Source organism: Pseudomonas imrae (assembly GCF_046352735.2).
Classification (GTDB): Bacteria; Pseudomonadota; Gammaproteobacteria; order Pseudomonadales; family Pseudomonadaceae; genus Aquipseudomonas; species Aquipseudomonas imrae.
The window spans coordinates 2,823,683-2,841,737 of the sequence record NZ_CP110853.2 but is presented as its reverse complement, the minus strand read 5'-3'; the positions used below and the strand labels follow the sequence as shown (position 1 = coordinate 2,841,737).

General features: G+C 59.2%; 16 protein-coding genes. 7 read left to right on the top strand and 9 right to left on the bottom strand.

The window, feature by feature from the left end; genetic code table 11:
- Positions 1-215 precede the first annotated feature (215 nt).
- Entirely contained in the window at positions 216-2,825 is a 2,610-nt protein-coding gene (acnB, locus tag OQ460_RS12595) for a bifunctional aconitate hydratase 2/2-methylisocitrate dehydratase (protein ID WP_410021993.1), read from the bottom strand.
- A gap of 396 nt (positions 2,826-3,221) precedes the next feature.
- Here acnB and OQ460_RS12590 point away from each other — a divergent pair, with 396 nt between their 5' ends.
- Entirely contained in the window at positions 3,222-3,692 is a 471-nt protein-coding gene (locus OQ460_RS12590; protein WP_410017818.1) for a DUF1289 domain-containing protein, read from the top strand.
- A 113-nt stretch (positions 3,693-3,805) separates the two neighbouring features.
- On the opposite strand, the gene OQ460_RS12585 is transcribed toward OQ460_RS12590, so the two are convergent.
- Entirely contained in the window at positions 3,806-4,669 is an 864-nt protein-coding gene (locus OQ460_RS12585) for a universal stress protein (protein ID WP_410017817.1), read from the bottom strand.
- A gap of 149 nt (positions 4,670-4,818) precedes the next feature.
- On the opposite strand from OQ460_RS12585, the gene OQ460_RS12580 reads away from it, so the two are divergent.
- On the top strand, positions 4,819-5,421 hold the full coding sequence (locus tag OQ460_RS12580) for a tRNA-(ms[2]io[6]A)-hydroxylase (RefSeq protein ID WP_410017816.1): 603 nt from the start codon (positions 4,819-4,821) through the stop codon (positions 5,419-5,421).
- On the opposite strand, the gene OQ460_RS12575 is transcribed toward OQ460_RS12580, so the two are convergent.
- A complete protein-coding gene (locus OQ460_RS12575; protein WP_410017815.1) occupies positions 5,377-6,576 on the bottom strand; it encodes an MFS transporter in 1,200 nt (399 codons plus the stop codon). The genes OQ460_RS12580 and OQ460_RS12575 overlap by 45 nt on opposite strands.
- Before the next feature lie 156 nt (positions 6,577-6,732).
- Here OQ460_RS12575 and OQ460_RS12570 point away from each other — a divergent pair, with 156 nt between their 5' ends.
- Both OQ460_RS12570 and OQ460_RS12565 read left to right on the top strand, forming a co-directional pair.
- Positions 6,733-7,440, top strand: a complete 708-nt coding sequence (locus tag OQ460_RS12570; RefSeq protein ID WP_410017814.1) for a response regulator — start codon at positions 6,733-6,735, stop codon at positions 7,438-7,440.
- Positions 7,441-8,718, top strand: a complete 1,278-nt coding sequence (locus OQ460_RS12565) for an ATP-binding protein (RefSeq protein WP_410017813.1) — start codon at positions 7,441-7,443, stop codon at positions 8,716-8,718.
- Between the two features lie 33 nt (positions 8,719-8,751).
- On the opposite strand, the gene OQ460_RS12560 is transcribed toward OQ460_RS12565, so the two are convergent.
- On the bottom strand, positions 8,752-9,543 hold the full coding sequence (locus OQ460_RS12560; RefSeq protein WP_410017812.1) for a MipA/OmpV family protein: 792 nt from the start codon (positions 9,541-9,543) through the stop codon (positions 8,752-8,754).
- A gap of 319 nt (positions 9,544-9,862) precedes the next feature.
- The gene (ampC, locus tag OQ460_RS12555) at positions 9,863-11,005 is read right to left on the bottom strand and encodes a class C beta-lactamase (protein ID WP_410017811.1); all 1,143 of its coding nucleotides are present in this window, start codon (positions 11,003-11,005) and stop codon (positions 9,863-9,865) included.
- Positions 11,006-11,137: 132 nt separating this feature from the next.
- Here ampC and OQ460_RS12550 point away from each other — a divergent pair, with 132 nt between their 5' ends.
- Positions 11,138-12,046 carry a LysR family transcriptional regulator gene (locus OQ460_RS12550; protein ID WP_410017810.1) on the top strand — a complete coding sequence of 303 codons (909 nt, stop codon included), beginning with the start codon at positions 11,138-11,140 and terminating at the stop codon, positions 12,044-12,046.
- On the opposite strand, the gene yghX is transcribed toward OQ460_RS12550, so the two are convergent.
- From yghX to OQ460_RS12535, 3 genes are read right to left on the bottom strand one after another with little or no spacing between them, the layout of a single operon-like run.
- On the bottom strand, positions 12,017-12,904 hold the full coding sequence (yghX, locus tag OQ460_RS12545; RefSeq protein ID WP_410017809.1) for a YghX family hydrolase: 888 nt from the start codon (positions 12,902-12,904) through the stop codon (positions 12,017-12,019). The genes OQ460_RS12550 and yghX overlap by 30 nt on opposite strands.
- A gap of 44 nt (positions 12,905-12,948) precedes the next feature.
- Positions 12,949-13,443 carry a PaaI family thioesterase gene (locus OQ460_RS12540; protein WP_410017808.1) on the bottom strand — a complete coding sequence of 165 codons (495 nt, stop codon included), beginning with the start codon at positions 13,441-13,443 and terminating at the stop codon, positions 12,949-12,951.
- Between the two features lie 51 nt (positions 13,444-13,494).
- Positions 13,495-14,385: a DMT family transporter gene (locus tag OQ460_RS12535; RefSeq protein WP_410017807.1), complete on the bottom strand. Its 891-nt coding sequence runs from the start codon at positions 14,383-14,385 to the stop codon at positions 13,495-13,497.
- Between the two features lie 91 nt (positions 14,386-14,476).
- Between OQ460_RS12535 and OQ460_RS12530 the strand changes: the two genes are divergently transcribed.
- Positions 14,477-15,820: a PLP-dependent aminotransferase family protein gene (locus OQ460_RS12530; protein WP_410017806.1), complete on the top strand. Its 1,344-nt coding sequence runs from the start codon at positions 14,477-14,479 to the stop codon at positions 15,818-15,820.
- A gap of 132 nt (positions 15,821-15,952) precedes the next feature.
- Here the strand turns inward: OQ460_RS12530 and OQ460_RS12525 are convergent, their stop codons facing one another.
- The gene (locus OQ460_RS12525; protein ID WP_410017805.1) at positions 15,953-16,924 is read right to left on the bottom strand and encodes a DMT family transporter; all 972 of its coding nucleotides are present in this window, start codon (positions 16,922-16,924) and stop codon (positions 15,953-15,955) included.
- A gap of 92 nt (positions 16,925-17,016) precedes the next feature.
- Here OQ460_RS12525 and OQ460_RS12520 point away from each other — a divergent pair, with 92 nt between their 5' ends.
- Positions 17,017-17,937, top strand: coding sequence for a LysR substrate-binding domain-containing protein (locus tag OQ460_RS12520; RefSeq protein WP_410017804.1), 921 nt, complete (start codon positions 17,017-17,019; stop codon positions 17,935-17,937).
- Positions 17,938-18,055: the final 118 nt, after the last annotated feature.

The window sequence follows — 18,055 nt, the reverse complement described above, 5'->3', positions numbered from 1 at the left end:
CGAAGTACATCCAAAGCAGGCAGATCCCATGGGGAATCACGGTGCAGAGAGTTTTAGTCTTCAAGGCGTTGGGGGACAACTACCTGATCTGGTAGGGGGCTGATGAAGTTCAACCGCCAGCCATTTTTTTCGTCCTGGAGTGGTTCTCCAGACATAAAAAAACGCCGCGAATCCTGCGATCCGCGGCGTTTCGATACCCGCTACATCAACACATCTTAGGCTTGCAGTACCGGGATGTTGGCGTTTGCAGCGCTTTCACGGAACTCGGCGATCTGGTCAAAACTCAGGTAGCGATAGACATCGCTGGCCATGGTGTTGATCTTCGCCGCGTACTCCATGTACTCCTCGACGGTCGGCAGGCGACCCAGGATGGAAGCTACCGACGCCAGCTCGGCCGAAGCCAGGTAGACGTTCGCGCCGTCACCCAGGCGGTTCGGGAAGTTACGGGTCGACGTCGACACAACGGTCGAGTTCGGTTCTACACGTGCCTGGTTACCCATGCACAGCGAGCAGCCCGGCATTTCCATGCGCGCGCCAGCCTTGCCGTAGATGCCGTAGTAGCCTTCTTCGGTCAGTTGGTGAGCGTCCATCTTGGTCGGCGGCGACAGCCACAGACGGGTTGGCAGCTGACCCTTGACCTGATCCAGCAGTTTGCCGGCAGCGCGGAAGTGACCGATGTTGGTCATGCACGAACCGATGAACACTTCGTCGATCTTCTCGCCAGCAACGCTGGACAGCAGACGGGCGTCGTCCGGATCGTTTGGCGCGCAGAGCACAGGCTCATTGATCTCGGCCAGGTCGATCTCGATCACTTCGGCGTATTCGGCGTCGGCGTCGGCCACCATCAGCTCCGGGTTGGCAACCCAGGCTTCCATCGCCTGGGCGCGACGCTCCAGGGTACGTGCATCGCCGTAGCCTTCGCCGATCATCCAGCGCAGCAGAGTGATGTTGGAGTTCAGGTACTCGGTGATGGACTCTTTCGACAGCTTGATGGTGCAACCGGCAGCCGAACGTTCGGCGGAGGCGTCGGACAGTTCAAACGCCTGCTCGATGCTCAGGTCGTCCAGGCCTTCGATTTCCAGGATGCGGCCGGAGAAGGCGTTTTTCTTGCCTTTCTTCTCTACGGTCAACAGGCCTTTCTGGATCGCGTAGTAAGGAATGGCATGCACCAGGTCGCGCAGGGTGATGCCGGGTTGCATTTTGCCTTTGAAGCGCACCAGGATCGATTCCGGCATGTCCAGTGGCATTACGCCAGTGGCGGCGGCAAAGGCTACCAGGCCGGAGCCGGCCGGGAACGAGATGCCCATCGGGAAGCGGGTGTGAGAGTCGCCACCGGTACCGACGGTGTCCGGCAGCAGCATGCGGTTCAGCCAGCTGTGGATGATGCCGTCGCCCGGACGCAGGGACACGCCGCCACGGGTCATGATGAAGTCAGGCAGGGTGTGGTGGGTGGTAACGTCGATCGGCTTTGGATAGGCCGCGGTGTGGCAGAAGGACTGCATCACCAGATCGGTAGAGAAGCCCAGGCACGCCAGGTCCTTGAGTTCGTCACGGGTCATTGGACCGGTGGTGTCCTGGGAGCCGACGGTGGTCATCTTCGGTTCGCAGTAGGTGCCGGGACGAACGCCTTTGCCTTCTGGCAGGCCGCACGCCTTGCCAACCATTTTCTGTGCCAGGGTGAAGCCTTTGCCGGTGTCGACAGGTGCTTCAGGCAGTTTGAACAGATCGGTAGGGCCCAGGCCCAGTTCAGCACGTGCCTTGTCGGTCAGGCCGCGACCGATGATCAGCGGGATGCGGCCGCCGGCGCGCACTTCGTCCAACAGCACCGGGGTCTTCATTTCGAAGGTAGTCAGGACCTCATCGGTGCCGTGTTTGCAGACTTTGCCAGCATGCGGGTACAGGTCGATCACATCGCCCATGTTCATGTTGGTAACGTCAAATTCGATCGGCAGGGCGCCGGCATCTTCCATGGTGTTGTAGAAGATTGGAGCGATCTTGCTGCCGAAGCAGAAGCCGCCAGCGCGCTTGTTCGGCACGTAAGGCACGTCGTCGCCGAAGAACCACAGCACCGAGTTGGTTGCCGATTTGCGCGACGAACCGGTACCGACCACGTCACCGACGTAGGCGATCGGGAAACCCTGGCCGCGCATTTCTTCGATCTGCTTCATCGGGCCGGTCTTGCCTTGCTCGTCCGGCACGATACCTTCGCGAGCCATTTTCAGCATGGCCAGGGCGTGCAGCGGGATGTCAGGGCGAGACCAGGCATCGGGAGCAGGGGACAGGTCGTCGGTGTTGGTTTCGCCAGTGACCTTGAATACGCGCAGGCTGATCTTGTCTGCCAGGGTAGGGCGGTTGCTGAACCACTCGCCGTCAGCCCAGGACTGGATCACGCCTTTGGCGTGTGCGTTGCCGTTCTTGGCTTTTTCGGCCACGTCATGGAACGCGTCGAACATCAGCAGGGTGTGCTTGAGTTGGGCAGCGGCGACAGGTGCAAGCTCGGCGGCGTCCAGCAGCTCGACCAACGTCACGATGTTATAGCCACCTTGCATGGTGCCCAGCAGCTCTACAGCGCGTTTCTTGTCGATCAGGGGGGAAGTGGCTTCGCCCTTGGCCAGGGCGGACAGGAAGCCGGCCTTGACGTAGGCAGCCTCGTCAACACCTGGGGGAATGCGGTTGGTGATCAGGTCAACGAGGAACTCTTCTTCACCAGCCGGGGGATTTTTCAGCAGCTCAATCAGGCCTGCGGTTTGTTCGGCATTAAGCGGCTGGGGAACGATACCCAGGGCTGCACGCTCTTCGATATGTTTGCGGTAGGCTTCAAGCACAGTTATTACCCTCATCAGTGGTCCCACGGGACGCTCATCCAGAAATGAACGGCACGCATGCGCTCGGGGGCTTTTTGGGCCGCAAAGCCAGCGCTGCCGGCATTCCTCACAGAAGCTGCTTTCAAAGTTTTACGCCTGCAGAACGGAGCTGATGAGGGTTGGCGCTGGTTATTGACCTACCGGGTTATAACCATCGCCAACACCGTTCTGAAGGAACGACTGTGCTCGTGACGCTTTGAAAACAGCTTCCAGCGGATTATTGGCGCCTTACAAGGCCGGGTGATTCTACGGCAAAAAAATTCTAAAGGTAAGTTGCCGCACCAAGTTTGCAGGGTGATGAAGATTAGACAAAGGGCTAACATGGCGCACTGTTTCGCTGATTTGCGTGTTGTTGCCATGTCCAACCAAACCATCAAGACCCCTTGCGTCGGCCTGTGCTCCACGGTTTACGGCGATCTCGTGTGTCGAGGGTGCAAGCGTTTTCACCATGAAGTCATCCAATGGAACGGCTATGGCGAGGAAGAGAAACGCGCCGTGTGGCTGCGTCTGGAGCAACTGCTGGTGCAGGTAATGGCCGGCAAACTGGAGGTTTTCGACCCCAAGACCCTGCGCAGCCAGCTGGAGCAACGCAAGATTCGCTTCGTGCCACACCAATCCGAATATTGTTGGGCCTACCAGTTGATCGCCCGCGGCGCTCGGGTCATTAACAATCTGGAGGCCTACGGCATGGTGTTGCTGCCGGAGTTTCGCGACTGGAGCCTGCCCGAACTGCGCGATGCCATTGACCGTGAGTTTTTTATCCTGTCCGAGGCACATTACCAGCGTTATATCGCGCCGGGGTTTCTAAAAGACGCGCTATCTGGCTGATGATGCAAATCAGAATGTGGGAGCGGGCTTGCTCGCGATAGCGGTGGGTCAGTCACGTAAATACCGGATGACACACCGCAATCGCGAGCAAGCCCGCTTTGTTCTTCATTGACTCAGGGTTTGGTTGCCAATTCCTGCAGCTTATCCATCAGGCCCTGGGGCTTGAGCACCAATACATCGCTTTCCACCGCATCCAGCACCACTTCCGCAGTATTGCCGATCAACGCCCCGGAAATTCCGGTGCGCGCTACCGTACCGATAATGGTCACCGCCGCCTGCCATTTATGGGCAGCATGGGGGATCAAGACGTCTGCCGGGCCCTCCTCGATATGCAAGTGGGCATCATCCACATCGAACTCGGCCTGGAACGCCTTGCACTGCTCGCGATAGCGCGCCTCGATGGTTTCCTTGAGCTGGAATACCGGGTCGGCGGCCGACAGCATGGGCGATGGATGGGCACTGATCACATGCAGTTGCGCCTTGGCCAGGCTGGCGATGTCGAAGCCATGGTCAATGATCGAGTTGTGCAGGGAACGGTGTTCGGTGTCGGTATTGCCCACATCGATGGCTGCCAGGATCACGCCGCCAGTCCACGGGGTCGAGGTCTTGACCAGCAACATCGCCGCAGGGCAATAACGCAGCAGTTTCCAGTCTGCCGGGGTCAGCAGGGCTTTTTTCAGCGGGCTGTCGGGAAAGTGCTGCTTGATCACCAGGCCACAGCCTTCGGCTTGCTGCACCTCGATGATGGTTTCATGCAGGCTGTCGTTCCAGGCCTGTTCGGTGGTGACGCTGTAGCCATCCTCCTGCAAGCCGGCCTTGAGCACACTTAACAGCGCCGAATGCTCGTGTTTCCTGTCACAGACCAGCAAATGCAGGTGTGCATCGGTGACCCCGGCGATCAATTTGGCGCGCTTGAGGGCCAGGCTTTCCGAATGTTCTGGTTCGATGACCACCAGGATACTGCGAATGGCTTGCATGGTCGGGATCTCCAGGAAAAGGGCTGTTGAACAACTATAGTTGCTGTCTGCCAGGCGTCATGTTGATGCACATCAAGCCCGGTGACTGGTGGTCTGCGGCACGGTCGGTATAATCGGCGGTCTTTTGTGATCCTTTGTCCGTGAGCCCGATGAACCTGCCCGAAATCCACGAATTCCTCGGCTGCCGTACGCCTGCTGCCTGGGTCCAGGCCGCGCTGGCCGATCAGCAGACCTTGTTGATCGACCATAAGAACTGCGAGTTCAAGGCTGCCAGCACCGCCCTGAGCCTGATCGCCAAGTATCACGGGCATGTCGACCTGATCAACATGATGTCGCGTCTCGCCCGGGAAGAGTTGGTGCACCACGAGCAGGTCATGCGCTTGATGAAAAAGCGCAAGGTGGAGCTGCGTCAGTTGTCCGCTGGGCGTTATGCCTCTGGACTGCGCAAAGTGGTACGCAACCACGAGCCGGTCAAGCTGGTGGACACCCTGGTGGTCGGCGCCTTTATCGAGGCGCGCAGTTGCGAGCGTTTCGAGGCGCTGGTACCGCATTTGGACGAAGAACTCGGCAAGTTCTATTTCGGCCTGCTTAAAAGCGAGGCGCGACATTTCCAGGGATACCTGAAACTGGCATACCAGTACGGGGACGCCAAAGACATTGCTCAGGTCATCGAGCGGGTGAGGGCGGCCGAGCAGGAGCTGATTGAATCAGTGGATGTTGAGTTCCGCTTTCACAGTGGCGTGCCAGCCTGAGGCGACGGCCACGCCGATCAGCGCAGTGGCTCCGGTCAGGAGCATGATCACCGTTTGGGTGCCCAGTGGCGCCGCCAGTACTGCAATCAACAGGCCCGCCAATGGTTGGGACAGGTTGTTGAGCAGGGTGATCACTCCCACCGTCTTGCCAAAATCCTGTGCCGGAATCACGCGCTGGCGAGTGCTGCGCATGTAGACGTTGAACATCTTGTCGAAGCCTGTGACTAGCAAAAACCCCAAGGTATACGTCCAGAGATCGGGACTGATCGCGGTGATCAGCGCCCCGACGGTAATCGTCAAGTACGACAGGCCGCCCAGTACTTTCAGGGACAGGGTGGAGCGTGCGAGATAAAGCAAAATCACGATAGTCACCACAGCGCCAGCGGCTTGCAACAAGGCGTAGGCATCCTTGTCGGCGGCGTATTGACCGGTGACCATCGCGGCAGACGTGGCCAGTGTCACACCAATGATCAGGTTCACGCCGGCAGCCAGGGCAATGATGCGCTTGAGCTCCGGCAGGGCGAGGATGTGCCTGAAGGCGATGCGTAGCGGTTGCAGCCAGATGTCCCGCTGTTGTTGAAAAGTCTCCAGGTTCACCGTGGTATTGCGCTGCCAGGCCCGCATTGCCAAGTCTGCCAGCACAAACAGCGCGGCGATCCCCAGTACCACCCAATGCCAGGCCCAGACTTGCAGCAGCAACGCCGCCAACAGCGGCCCCAGTACCAGGCCGCTCTGGTCGGCTATCTGCGAGTAGGAGAGTGTCCGGGCGTAGGTGTAGTGCTTGAAGACATGCGGCATCAGCACTTCACGGGCCATGATGCCTTGGGTGGTCAGTACACCGCACAGGGCTGAGAGCAGGATCAGCCAGGAGATACCGCCAAACAAGCCATAAAGTGCCATCGCCACCAGGCAGGCCAGCGCCCGGTACACTTGGCTGACGTGCAGGATGCGCACCGGCGAGAATTTATCGCACAGCGCTCCGCACACAGGAAAGGCTAAAAAGCGTGGCAATGACTCGACAAAGAACGCCAGCCCAGCCCAGGACACGCTGCCCGTGGTCTGGAATACGATCAATGGCACGATAAACAGTAGAATCTGGTCCGCCAGCCGGGACAGGAACAGAGAGATGAAAAAAGCCAGGTAATCCTTGCGCATACAGCTCCCTGTGGCTGCTGTTAAAGACTGCAGGCAATTTGTTAAAAACTCTTAAAAGCATGAAGCTTCCTCGATCAGCGAGAGCCAATGCTTTTGTCGATCAGCTTGCCACCTATAATGCCCGCACTTCAATCCACGTGCGCACACTGAGAATTTATGGAAAACCAGGGGCTTGGAAAGGTCTTGCTCGTTGAGGACGATGAGAAGCTGGCAGGATTGGTCGCACACTTTCTTTCGCAGCATGGGTTTGAGGTCCGAGTCGTGTACCGAGGCGACGAAGCCTTGGCGGTGTTCCTGGACTACAAGCCGAAGATCGTCGTGCTTGACCTGATGCTGCCAGGCCAGAGCGGCCTGCACGTGTGCCGCGAGATTCGTAATGTGTCCGATACGCCCATCGTCATTCTGACTGCCAAGGAAGACGATCTGGATCATATCCTCGGTCTGGAGTCCGGGGCCGACGATTACGTGATCAAGCCGATCAAGCCCCCGGTGCTGCTCGCACGCCTGCGGGCCCTGCAGCGACGTCAGCTCCCCGAGCCGACGGTGCGCGGTTCGTTGGAGTTTGGCCGCCTGGCCATTGATCGCAGTTGCCGAGGGGTGAGCCTGGGCGGTGAAAAGATCGACCTGACGACGATGGAGTTTGAACTGTTGTGGTTGCTGGCCAGCAGCGCCGGGAAAATTCTCTCCCGGGACGACATTCTCAATCGCATGCGCGGCATTGCCTTCGACGGGCTGAACCGCAGTGTCGATGTGTATATCAGCAAGCTGCGCGGCAAGCTCAATGACAACCCCCGTGAGCCGGTGTGCATCAAGACTATTTGGGGCAAGGGCTACCTATTCAACCCGTTTGCCTGGGAGGTCTAGATGCTGCGCCTGTATCTACGCCTCTATCTTTTCCTGGCACTGGGGTTAGCGGGGGCTATCTGGCTGGTCAACTATACCTACGATGAGTTACTTCCCGAAGCCAACGAAACCTATAACCGCGAAGCCATGCGTGGCCCGGCCTACGGTTTGGTCGAGCAACTGAGCCCGGTGATGGGGGATGCCCGTATCTTGCGCCTGGCCGAGTTGCAGCGCCATTACGGCCTGCGACTGGCATTGGTAGAGCGAGATGAGTTGTCCCTCGACGAACGCGAGAAAAAACTGCTGGCCGCAGGACAGTTGGTGGTACGTGGCGATTTCATGGAGTTCATTGCCAACATTGATGGTGGCCCACAGCTGTTGAATATCAAGCTGCCCGAGGAGCCCAAGTGGCTGTACGTCTGGGCCTACAGCCTGCTGGGCTTGTGCCTGGCGATCGTGCTGTATTTTTGGGTGCGCCCGCACTGGCGTGATCTGGAGCATATCCGTCTGGCAGCGCAACGCTTTGGCGACAATGACTTGAGCTCACGCATCCTGCTGCCGCGCCGCTCTACCGTGTGCGAGCTGGCAGGGCACTTCAACCAGATGGCCGAGCGCATCGAAAGCCTGATCGCCAATCAACGTGAATTGACCAACGCGGTGTCTCACGAGCTGCGAACCCCCATTGCGCGCTTGTCGTTCGAGCTGGATCAGCTCAAGCAGCAGGCAGATCCGCGCCAGAGCGGCGCGTTGATCAACGACATGTACGCAGACCTCGGCGAATTGGAGGAGATGGTCTCCGAACTGCTGACCTACGCCAGCCTGGAGCGGGGCGCGACTCAGGTCACGCGGGAAAACATCGAGGCCCACAGCTGGCTCGACAGCGTAATCGGCAGCGTGGCCCTGGAGGCCGAGGCGGCGGGCGTGCAATTGCTGCTGCGAACCTGTGATGTCGACTTCATACGCATTGAGCCGCGCTTTATGGCGCGTGCGGTGATCAACCTGCTGCGCAACGCGATTCGTTATGCCGACCGGCGCGTCGAGGTGTCGCTGGTCAAGTTCGGCAGTGGTTACGAAGTGCGGGTCTGCGATGATGGTCCGGGCGTACCGCTGGAGGGAAGGGCGAAGATCTTCCAGCCGTTCATGCGCCTGGACGCTAGTCGCGACCGCCGCACCGGTGGCTTTGGCCTGGGACTGGCGCTGGTGCAGCGGGTGTGCCAATGGCACGGCGGGCAAGTTGAGGTGCTGGATTCGGAATGGGGCGGTGCGTTGTTTCGGATGACGTGGGCGTATGACGAGTAAAGGCTCCCGCGCCGATGGCGCGGGAGCGTTCAGTCAAAACGTGTACTTGAGCACTCCCATCACCGACGTCTGCAAACGCCGCTCGACAATCGGGCTCTTGCCCGCATCGCCCGAGAGATAGTGCATATCCAGCAGCGTTGTGAACTGTGTGTGTTCGCTGATGGGCAGGTTCCACGTCAGGTTCAGCCCACGACTGACCAGCCCGCCCTTGGCATCAAAGGCATGAAAGCGACTGCGCGTGGCCTGACCTGGCGTCACGCCATACCAGGTCTGTACATAGTTGCCGTCGCCAAAGCGGCTGTTGAGGCTGGCATCCAGGCTGCCGTAGTCACCTTTATACAGCAGGGTGCCGATGCTCAGTTCGAGGGAGGTAAACGCTTTGCCGCTGTCTTTTTTATCGTCCTGTTCAAGCGCATGCTCCAGGGTGGCGCCGAGAATGGCCGAACCCAGGGAATAGCTGGCGCTGATGCCCAACTGGGGCCGTGACTTGATTTCGCCCATGCCCTGGAGCCGATCGGAGCCCGCGTGCCCGCTCTTCTTCTTGTCCTTGCGCCCGGCGCTGGCGCCCACATAAGCACTGAAACTGGCTCTTTGCCCCTCGTAGCCCCAGCCCAGGCCTCGATCAGTGTCGAGAAAAATTCCCCAGGGGCTGATGACTTCGGCCCCCAGCAAGGGCGCAGTCATCCGTTCGTTGCTGCCGCTGTAACGAGGCAAATTGGCCACGCCGGCGCTGAGGCTGTATTGCCAGTCCTGCGCGGCCGCGGCGTGAGCCCAGGGGGCCAGGCACAGCGAAGTAACGCACAGATAGATCGTTTTAGAGCTCATGATGACCTTCGTTTGGGTTAGGAATGTATGGCGGGGCGCGGCGTTGGGCCTGGGTCCAGGCGATAGTCGGCAGTGCGACGGTTGGCACGGATACGCGAGGGTGACAGCGCAGGAATGGAGCATGACGAGCACCGCAGGATGGATGCTCGAATGCTAGGGAGGGGGACGAAGTGGGTCTTTGACAGTTTTGTCGAAAAACTGTCAAGGACTGTTAAGCGTGGGATGGCGGCACCAAGGCTGCAATCAGCGCCTGGATAGCCCGGCGTACGGTGTGAAGGAAGATCCAGGTGCTATTGGCGCAGGCGGCTGAACAACCGGATCAGTGATTCATGGCCTCCAGAATAGTGTGCGCCGCCTTTACGCGTTCGGCGTTGGGATAGTTCTTGTTGGCCAGGATCACAATGCCGATCTCCTTGCTCGGCACATACGCAACGTAGGCGCCAAAGCCACCGGTAGAGCCGGTTTTGTTGATCAGGGTATTGGCCCCCAAGGGGCGCGCCGGGGTTAGCCAATCGACCTTGTGGGGTTCCATGGCCATGGGCGTCGAGTTACCTGCGAGCAGGTCATCAAGCTTGACCGGGTACTCGTACATTTCCCAGCCGAGTCCCTGGGTGGTGTTGCCAACACGGTAGTAACCCGTGTGGGTCGCGGCGATGGCCTGTTGCAGCGGCTTCTCCAGGCCTGTCGGATTGATGTTCATGGCCACATAGTGGATGAGATCCGCAGGGCTGCTCTTGACCCCGTAGGCTTCGCCGTCAAGGGCGCCGGGCTCGACGCGCACGGGTTTGTCCTGCTTGTCGTAGCCTTGGGCGTAGAGGCCCATTTGCGTCTTGGGTACGTTCATATAGGTGTGTTTGAGCCCGAGCTTTGGCAGCAGGGTATTTTCCATCGCCTGGTTGAATGGCTGCTTCAGGCTTTGTGCTGCCAGGTAACCAAACAGGCCGAGGCTCGGGTTGGAGTAGAGGCGCTGGGCGCCAGGCTCGAAATCGGGCTTCCAGTGCTGGAAGTAGCGGATCATCTTGCTGCTGTCGTCCGCATCGCCTGGAAACTGTAATGGCAAGCCTCCCGCAGTATAAGTACCCAGATGCAGTACGCTGATGCGATCGAAAGAGCTGCCTCGCAACGCTGGCAGGTACTGGCTTGCGGGGGCTGACAAGTTCAGTTTGCCACAGGCCTTTGCATAGCCGGCGAGGGTTGCGGTGAAGGTTTTGCTGACGGAGCCGATCTCAAACAAAGTGTTTTCAGTAACCGGCTGCCGAGTGTCTTTTGACGATATACCGTAGTTAAAGTATTGGGCCTTGCCGTGTTGCACGATGGCCACCGACAGGCCGTGAATGCCCTGCTGTTGCATCAGCGGCAGGATCGTGGCGTCTACTGTCGGGCGAATGTCGGTGGCTGCCATGCAGTTGCCTGCACCCAGTAACAAGGCGAAGATTGTGGTGTTGCGCACATGTTGGTGCATGATGAGGTCGCTTCCATGAGGATGATCGGGTGTTACCGCTGCCTGCGCAGGCGTCGCAAATGTAGGCAGTCTGCCGGCCTCGGGCAAACGATGAAATCTTGCATCTATCATTAGAAAAATTTGGGTTAAGCCATGCTCCGTTCTCATTTGCCCCTCAACGCACTACGGGCTTTCGAAGCCGCGGCGCGCCATTTGAGCTTTACACGGGCAGCCATTGAATTATGTGTGACCCAGGCGGCGGTCAGCCATCAGGTCAAAAGCCTCGAGCTACAACTCAATGTCACACTTTTCAAGCGCCTGCCCCGTGGCCTGATGCTCACCAGTGAAGGTGAAACCCTGTTGCCGGTACTGCGTGAGACCTTTGACCGCATTGCCCAGACCCTTGGCCAGTTCGAAGGCGGGCATTACCGCGAAGTGCTGACTGTCGGCGCGGTAGGCACTTTCGCCGTGGGCTGGTTGTTACCGCGCCTGGTAGACTTTCAGGTGCGGTATCCCTTCATCGACCTGCGGTTGTCCACCCACAACAATCGTGTGGATGTGGCTGCCGAAGGGCTGGACTACGCGATCCGCTTTGGTGCCGGTGCCTGGCATGGAACCGAGGCCTGCCAATTGTTGGAAGCACCGCTCACCGCGCTATGTGCTGCGCATATAGCCGAGCAATTGCGCAGCCCCTCGGACCTTCTCAAGCACACTTTGCTACGGTCCTATCGCAGCGATGAGTGGACACAATGGTTTCAGGCGGCGGGCTTGCCTGCCGATACGCTGGTGCCACGCAGCATTGTGTTTGACTCCTCATTGGCGATGATGGAAGCCGCGTTGCAAGGCGTGGGAGTGGCATTGGCGCCTGCGCTGATGTTTTCGCGACACTTGGCCACGGACGTGATCCGGCAGCCGTTTGACGTGGGTATTACCACGGGGAGTTATTGGCTGACCCGTTTGCAGTCACGCGCCGAGACGCCCGCGATGCTGGCTTTCAAAGGCTGGTTACGAGAGCACTGTGAAGCTGCGGATTTACACCAGGTACTTACGAAACCAGCCTAGGGTCCTCTCCCACGCAAGGTTCGCGGCGGCTTCGTCGTAGCGGGGCGTGGAGTCGTTGTGAAAGCCGTGGTTGGCGCCCTTGTAGATAAACGCCTCATAGAGGGTGCCGGCCTCTTTCAACGCTCTTTCGTACGCCGGCCAACCCTCGTTGATCCGCGTATCCAGCTCGCCAAAGTGCAGCATTATCGGTGCCTTGATCCTGGGCACGTCCCTGGCTTCGGGCTGGCGTCCGTAAAACGATACGGCCGCGCCCAGTTCCGGATAAGCAACTGCTGCAGCGTTGGTCACGCCGCCGCCATAGCAAAAACCGGTGATGCCGACCTTTCCGGTGCTGGCGTCGTGGTGCATCAACCATTCGATGGCGGCGAAAAAATCGTTCATCAACTTGGCGGGGTCAACGGTTTTTTGCAGTTCCACACCTTTTTCATCGTTGCCAGGGTAGCCGCCGACCGACGTCAAGCCATCGGGGGCCAAAGCGACAAAGCCGGCCTTGGCCAGGCGCCGGGCAACGTCTTCGATGTAGGGGTTCAGGCCTCGGTTTTCATGAGCTACAACCACAGCGGGCAACTTGCCGCTGGCTGTGGCTGGCCGCACCAGATAGCCACGGACTTCACCGTTGCCCTTGGGTGAGGGGTAGGTGATGTACTCGGCGAGGATGTCCGGATCTGTAAACTTCACCTGTTCGGCCAAGGCGTAATCTGGGCTCAAGGCGGTCAGCAGCGCCGAGGCGGTCAGCCCGCCAAAGGTGAACAGCGCCGCACGGTCGAGAAACTCGCGTCGGTTGAGCTTACCGTGGGCATAGCCGTCGTAGAGTTCCAGCAGTTCAGGGGCAAAGTCTTTGGCGGTCAGGCGAGTCATCGGCAAGCTCCTCTACAGGTGGTGGCATTGAATGTAGACCATGCCTACGCCGGCCGACCATGGGCTGACGCTGCCAATTGTCCGGTGTCGACCCGCACGAAGATCGAGTCGCCAATCGCCGTCAGCACGTCACCGGCGTACACCTCGCAGACCACACGGCTCTTACGCCCGACTTCACCTTCGACCCTGGCCCGCAGCGTCAGTACTACGCCCATCGGTGTGGGCTTGATGAACTTGATGCCAAGGTTGCCGGTCACGCAGTCGATACGCGGCAGATCGCCGGGCTCGCGCTGTTCGGCGCGGTAGTGATAGGCCATGGCGGTCCAGTTTGAATGACAGTCCACCAGCATTGCGATCAACCCGCCGTAGACCAGATCTGGCCAGCCGCAGTACTTGGCGTCAGGCACATGCTCGGCAACGAGGTGGACACCGTCAGCGTCCCAGCGACTCTTGATGTGCAAGCCGTGGTGATTGCTGGCGCCGCAGCCATAACAGACACCTTCTGGTGCGGTGATGTCCTGCAAAGAAGCGGGGGGCATGGGTAATCCTTATTATTTTGGGTTCGGTCAACGAGCCTAATGGGCAGATCCTTATCGCGCAAACTTCTTCGCCCCGGCCACGCACGCAAGCACGGCCACAGTCACTGCCAGCATTCCCACACTGACCTGCTCGTGCAGCAAGGTTGCCGCCAGGGCCAGGCCGAAAAATGGTTGCAGCAGTTGCAGTTGGCCGACTGCGGCGATCCCGCCCTGGGCCAATCCGCGATACCAGAACACAAAACCGATCAACATGCTGAACAGCGATACATAGCCCAGGCTGAGCCACGCCGGCAGGCTGATACCTGAAAAAGAGGTGGGCGCCAGTATCACCGCTGATGGCAGTACCACCGGCAGCGATACTGCCAGCGCCCAGCAGATCACTTGCCAGCCGCCGAGGGTACGGGACAGCTTGGCGCCTTCGGCGTAACCGAGGCCGCAAACCAGCACCGCCAAGAGCATCAATAGGTCGCCCGCAGGTGCGGCGTTCAAGCCTTGGGACAACGCGTAACCCACCACCAACAGGCTACCGAGTAGCGAGAACAGCCAGAACACCGGGCGTGGCCGCTCGCCGCCACGCAGCACGCCAAACAACGCAGTGGCCAGGGGCAGCAGGCCGATAAACACAATGGAGTGGGCCGACGTGACGTATTGCAATGCGAGCGCCGTGAGCAGCGGGAAGCCAATGACCACACCGAGTGCGACGACCAGCAGCGGTGCCCATTGGCTACGGGTCGGGCGCTGTTGCTTGAACAACCTCAACAGGCACAGACCCAATAGTGCGGCAATGCTCGCCCTGGCCACGGTCAGGAACACCGGGTCGAACTCCAGCACGGCCAGGCGGGTGGCCGGCAAGGAACCGCTGAATATCAATACGCCGATAAAACCGTTGATCCAGCCACGATTGCCACGCGCGGCTGGGTTGCGCTGCGAGGTAGTTTCCATGAGATGTGCGCTCGAAAAGGATGGGTTGCGTCTCGCGCATCCTATGACTGAGAATCATGACAATCAAAAAATTGTCATGGATACGGTGCCTATGCCTCGCGCCCGCTACAAGACACTGGTGGATACATTTGCCCGGGATATTCGCTCAGGTAGCCTGGTGCCTGGCACTCGATTGCCGACGCATCGCCAGTTGGCGGCGACCCACAGGCTGGCGCTGGCTACGGCCAGTCGGGTGTACGCCGAGCTGGAGGCCATGGGGTTGGTCAGCGGCGAGACTGGGCGCGGGACGTTTGTGCGCGAGATTGCATTGTCGCCAGGGCAGGGCGTGGGGCAGATCGCGGTGGCGGCGGGCATGGTTGATCTGAATTTCAACTATCCCTCTTTGCCGGGCCAGGCTGAACTGTTACGCACGGCTCTGCGCCAGTTGGCTTTGTCCGGCGACCTGGAAGCCCTGTTGCGTTACCAACCCCATGCCGGCCGGCCCCATGAGCGCGCAACGGTGGCGCAGCATCTGTTGCACCGTGGGCTGACCGTGCAGGCCGAGCAGGTGTTGCTGGTCAGTGGCGCCCAGCATGGGTTGACGGTGGCGATGATGGCGCTACTCAAACCGGGTGATGTGGTGGCGGTGGATGCGTTGACCTATTCCGGCTTCAAGGTTCTGGCCGAGACCCTGCACCTTGAAATCGTCGCGGTGCCGGTCACGGCGACAGGGCCCGACCTGGCCTTTCTCGAACACCTGTGCCGCAAGCGTGCAGTACGTGCGGTGTACTGCATGCCGACTTTGCATAACCCATTGGGCTGGGTGTTGGATATCGAGCAGCGTCGGCAGATCGTCGCTATCGCCCGCCAGTATGAGTTGATGCTGATTGAGGACGCCGCCTACGCCTTCCTCGTCGAGCATGCGCCACCGCCCCTGGCCGAGCTGGCACCGGAGCGCACGGTGTACGTGGGTGGACTGTCCAAGAGTGTCGCCACCGGTCTGCGGGTAGGGTTCATCGCCGCGCCGGTTTGCTGGGTGCCGGCCCTGGAGCGCAGCATCATGGCAACCGTCTGGAACGCCCCCGGTGTCATGACGGCGATCGCTGTGGCCTGGATGGACGACGGCACGGTCCTGCAACTGGAAGCGCAAAAGCGCGAAGATGCCAAGGCTCGACAGGTCCTTGCAGGTGAAGTGCTGGCGGGGCTGGATTACCGCAGTCATCACGCCTCGTATTTCTTGTGGTTGCCGTTGGCGGAAGACGCGCGGGCCGATCAGATCACCATGGCGCTGGCGCGGGAAAATATATCGGTGTCCACCGCTGAACCGTTCTCGGTCTGCGCCCATGTGCCCCATGCGATTCGCCTGGCGCTGGGCTCGGTGGACAAGGCTGCGCTGCGCAAGGCCTTGGAGACAGTGAAGCGGGTAGTGGAGGCCTGCCAGGCAAGCCTGCGTTGATCTTGCTGTTGGGTTCTATCCAAAGTGAGTCGCCGTAAGGGCGAACCCAATAGCCGTCATAACCGCAGCAACGGATATGTCACCCATTCCCAACCCTCAAAGCCCTCGAAATGGCTGGCCCTTAGTAGTTGATCATGTGTTTCTTGGCGTGCCGGGTGGTTTCTCGATTCGCACCAGGATGATACGAACCGCCATGACGACCCCCAAGAGAACGGCAGCAAGGCCTGAAGTTTCCAGAGGAGTGGGTAGCCGGCCATGAAATAACAGGCCGAGCAGTGTTGCAAACAGCGATTCAAGCGCAATCAGTTGGCCACAAAGCACCATGGGAAGGCGTCGGGACGCTGCGTTCCAGGCCCAGGCCCCGATCAATGAAGACATGAGCGCGATCACAAGGCCCCACAGATAAAGCTGTCCTGCCACGCAAATACTAAAACCAAGGTGTGGCAACTTGAGAAGGTCCAAAGCCAGCACAATGGGTAACATGCAGCAGGCACCCAGCCCGGCTCCCGCCATCATCAGGCCTGTCCAGGCAGCGGTTGCATGGGCCGGGAGCTGGCTCAGAGCGCGTTGATTCAGTACGCTGAATGCGAGCCACAGGGCAACGGCGCTGATCGAGAAAAACAAACCCAACGGCCACGAACCGTCACCGGCCATGGGTTGATTGATACTGCTGATGTTCGACAGCACAAGCCCGACGCTCAGACACGCCAGCGGTAGCGCCAACCTGCGCCAGGGCAGGTTTTTTTTCGTGGCGTTGCCCAGCACTGCCAGCAACACCGGCACCATGCCAATAAACGCTGCTGTCAGAACAGGGCCGCCAAAGATTACCCCGGCGGCAATACACGTGCTGTACCCCAGGTAGCCAATCAGCCCCAGGCCTGCAGCGAGAACCTGTTGCTGACGAGGCAGGAGTCGTAATTGCCAGCGACAGCACACCATCACCGCCACGCCCAGCACACCTGCGATCAGAAAACGGATAATCATCAGGTCATAGATGCTGTAGGCGCCTGTCACGTAGGGTGCAACAAAGTTCAGCGCCCAGCTCAGGGTCGCGACCACGGCGAGCGTCACACCGGCGAAAATGTTTAAGTGAGTCGAGGTCATCCGGCCAATCCGTGAGGTGTTCAGCTTATGTTGCACAGCCTGCGGGATATGCTACAAACGAGTTCTCGGCCCTGGATGTATAACCTCTGATTATGAATACACTTGGGAAATCATTGCCGCCGCTTGCCAGTTTGTTGCCCTTTGAAGCAGCTGCTCGACTGGAGAGCTTTTCGAAGGCCGCGGATGAATTGCACATCACGCAGGCGGCAGTCAGTCGCCAGATCCGTGGCCTTGAAGACAATCTTGGCTTGAAGCTCTTTTGCCGGCGCAACCGCGCCGTCTTCCTGACTCAGGAAGGGCGTGAGTTGGGACGGGTAGTGAGTGCCGCGCTGCAAAGCGTCAGCGCCAGTGCAGTCTACCTTCGTGAGTCGCCTGGCAAAAACCGTGTGGTTTTGCTCTGCCAGTTGTGTGAGGCGTTCTACTGGTTGATGCCACGTCTGTCGACATTTCACCAGCTACACCCGCACATCGAGATTCAGGTGGCCACATCCACCCGACCGCTGGCCGAATTCAATGACCATTTCGATGTGGCCTTGCAAACTACTGGACGCCCCAGCGGACCACATGTTTTGGCATTCACCGCTGCAGATGAAGTGTTTCCGGTCTGCAGCCCTGATTATGTGAGTGCCCGGCAATCACTGAAGCTCAGCGAGCTTGACCTGCACAGGCTGTTACACCATCGCGCCACGCCACCTAACTTTATGGAATGGGATGACTGGTTGCAGGTGTTCGGGCAAACATTGACGGGCGGGCCTCAAAACCGTTTTTTTGACAGTTACCCCTTGATGCTTCAGGCCGCTGTGCAAGGACATGGCATTGCCATGGGCTGGCGCAGGACTACGGCAAAACTCATTGAAAATGGCGCGCTGGTAAGACCTTGCGCAGAAAGTGTCCCGTTACCCGATGCGATATCGGTTTTCAGGCAACAGGGCGGGAAAGACCGGCTTGAGGTGCGAGCGTTGATTGACTGGCTTGAACAGCAGTTACGCGGTGAATCTGATTTTTGCGGGTGACGGATTGATCAACGAGATCGCGTTCAGGCACATACCCGTGATATCTGGCGACGGATTTGTACAGCCGTCTGAAGTTTTTATACCTTCCTTCTACTGATTGCCAATCAAAGGAACAGAC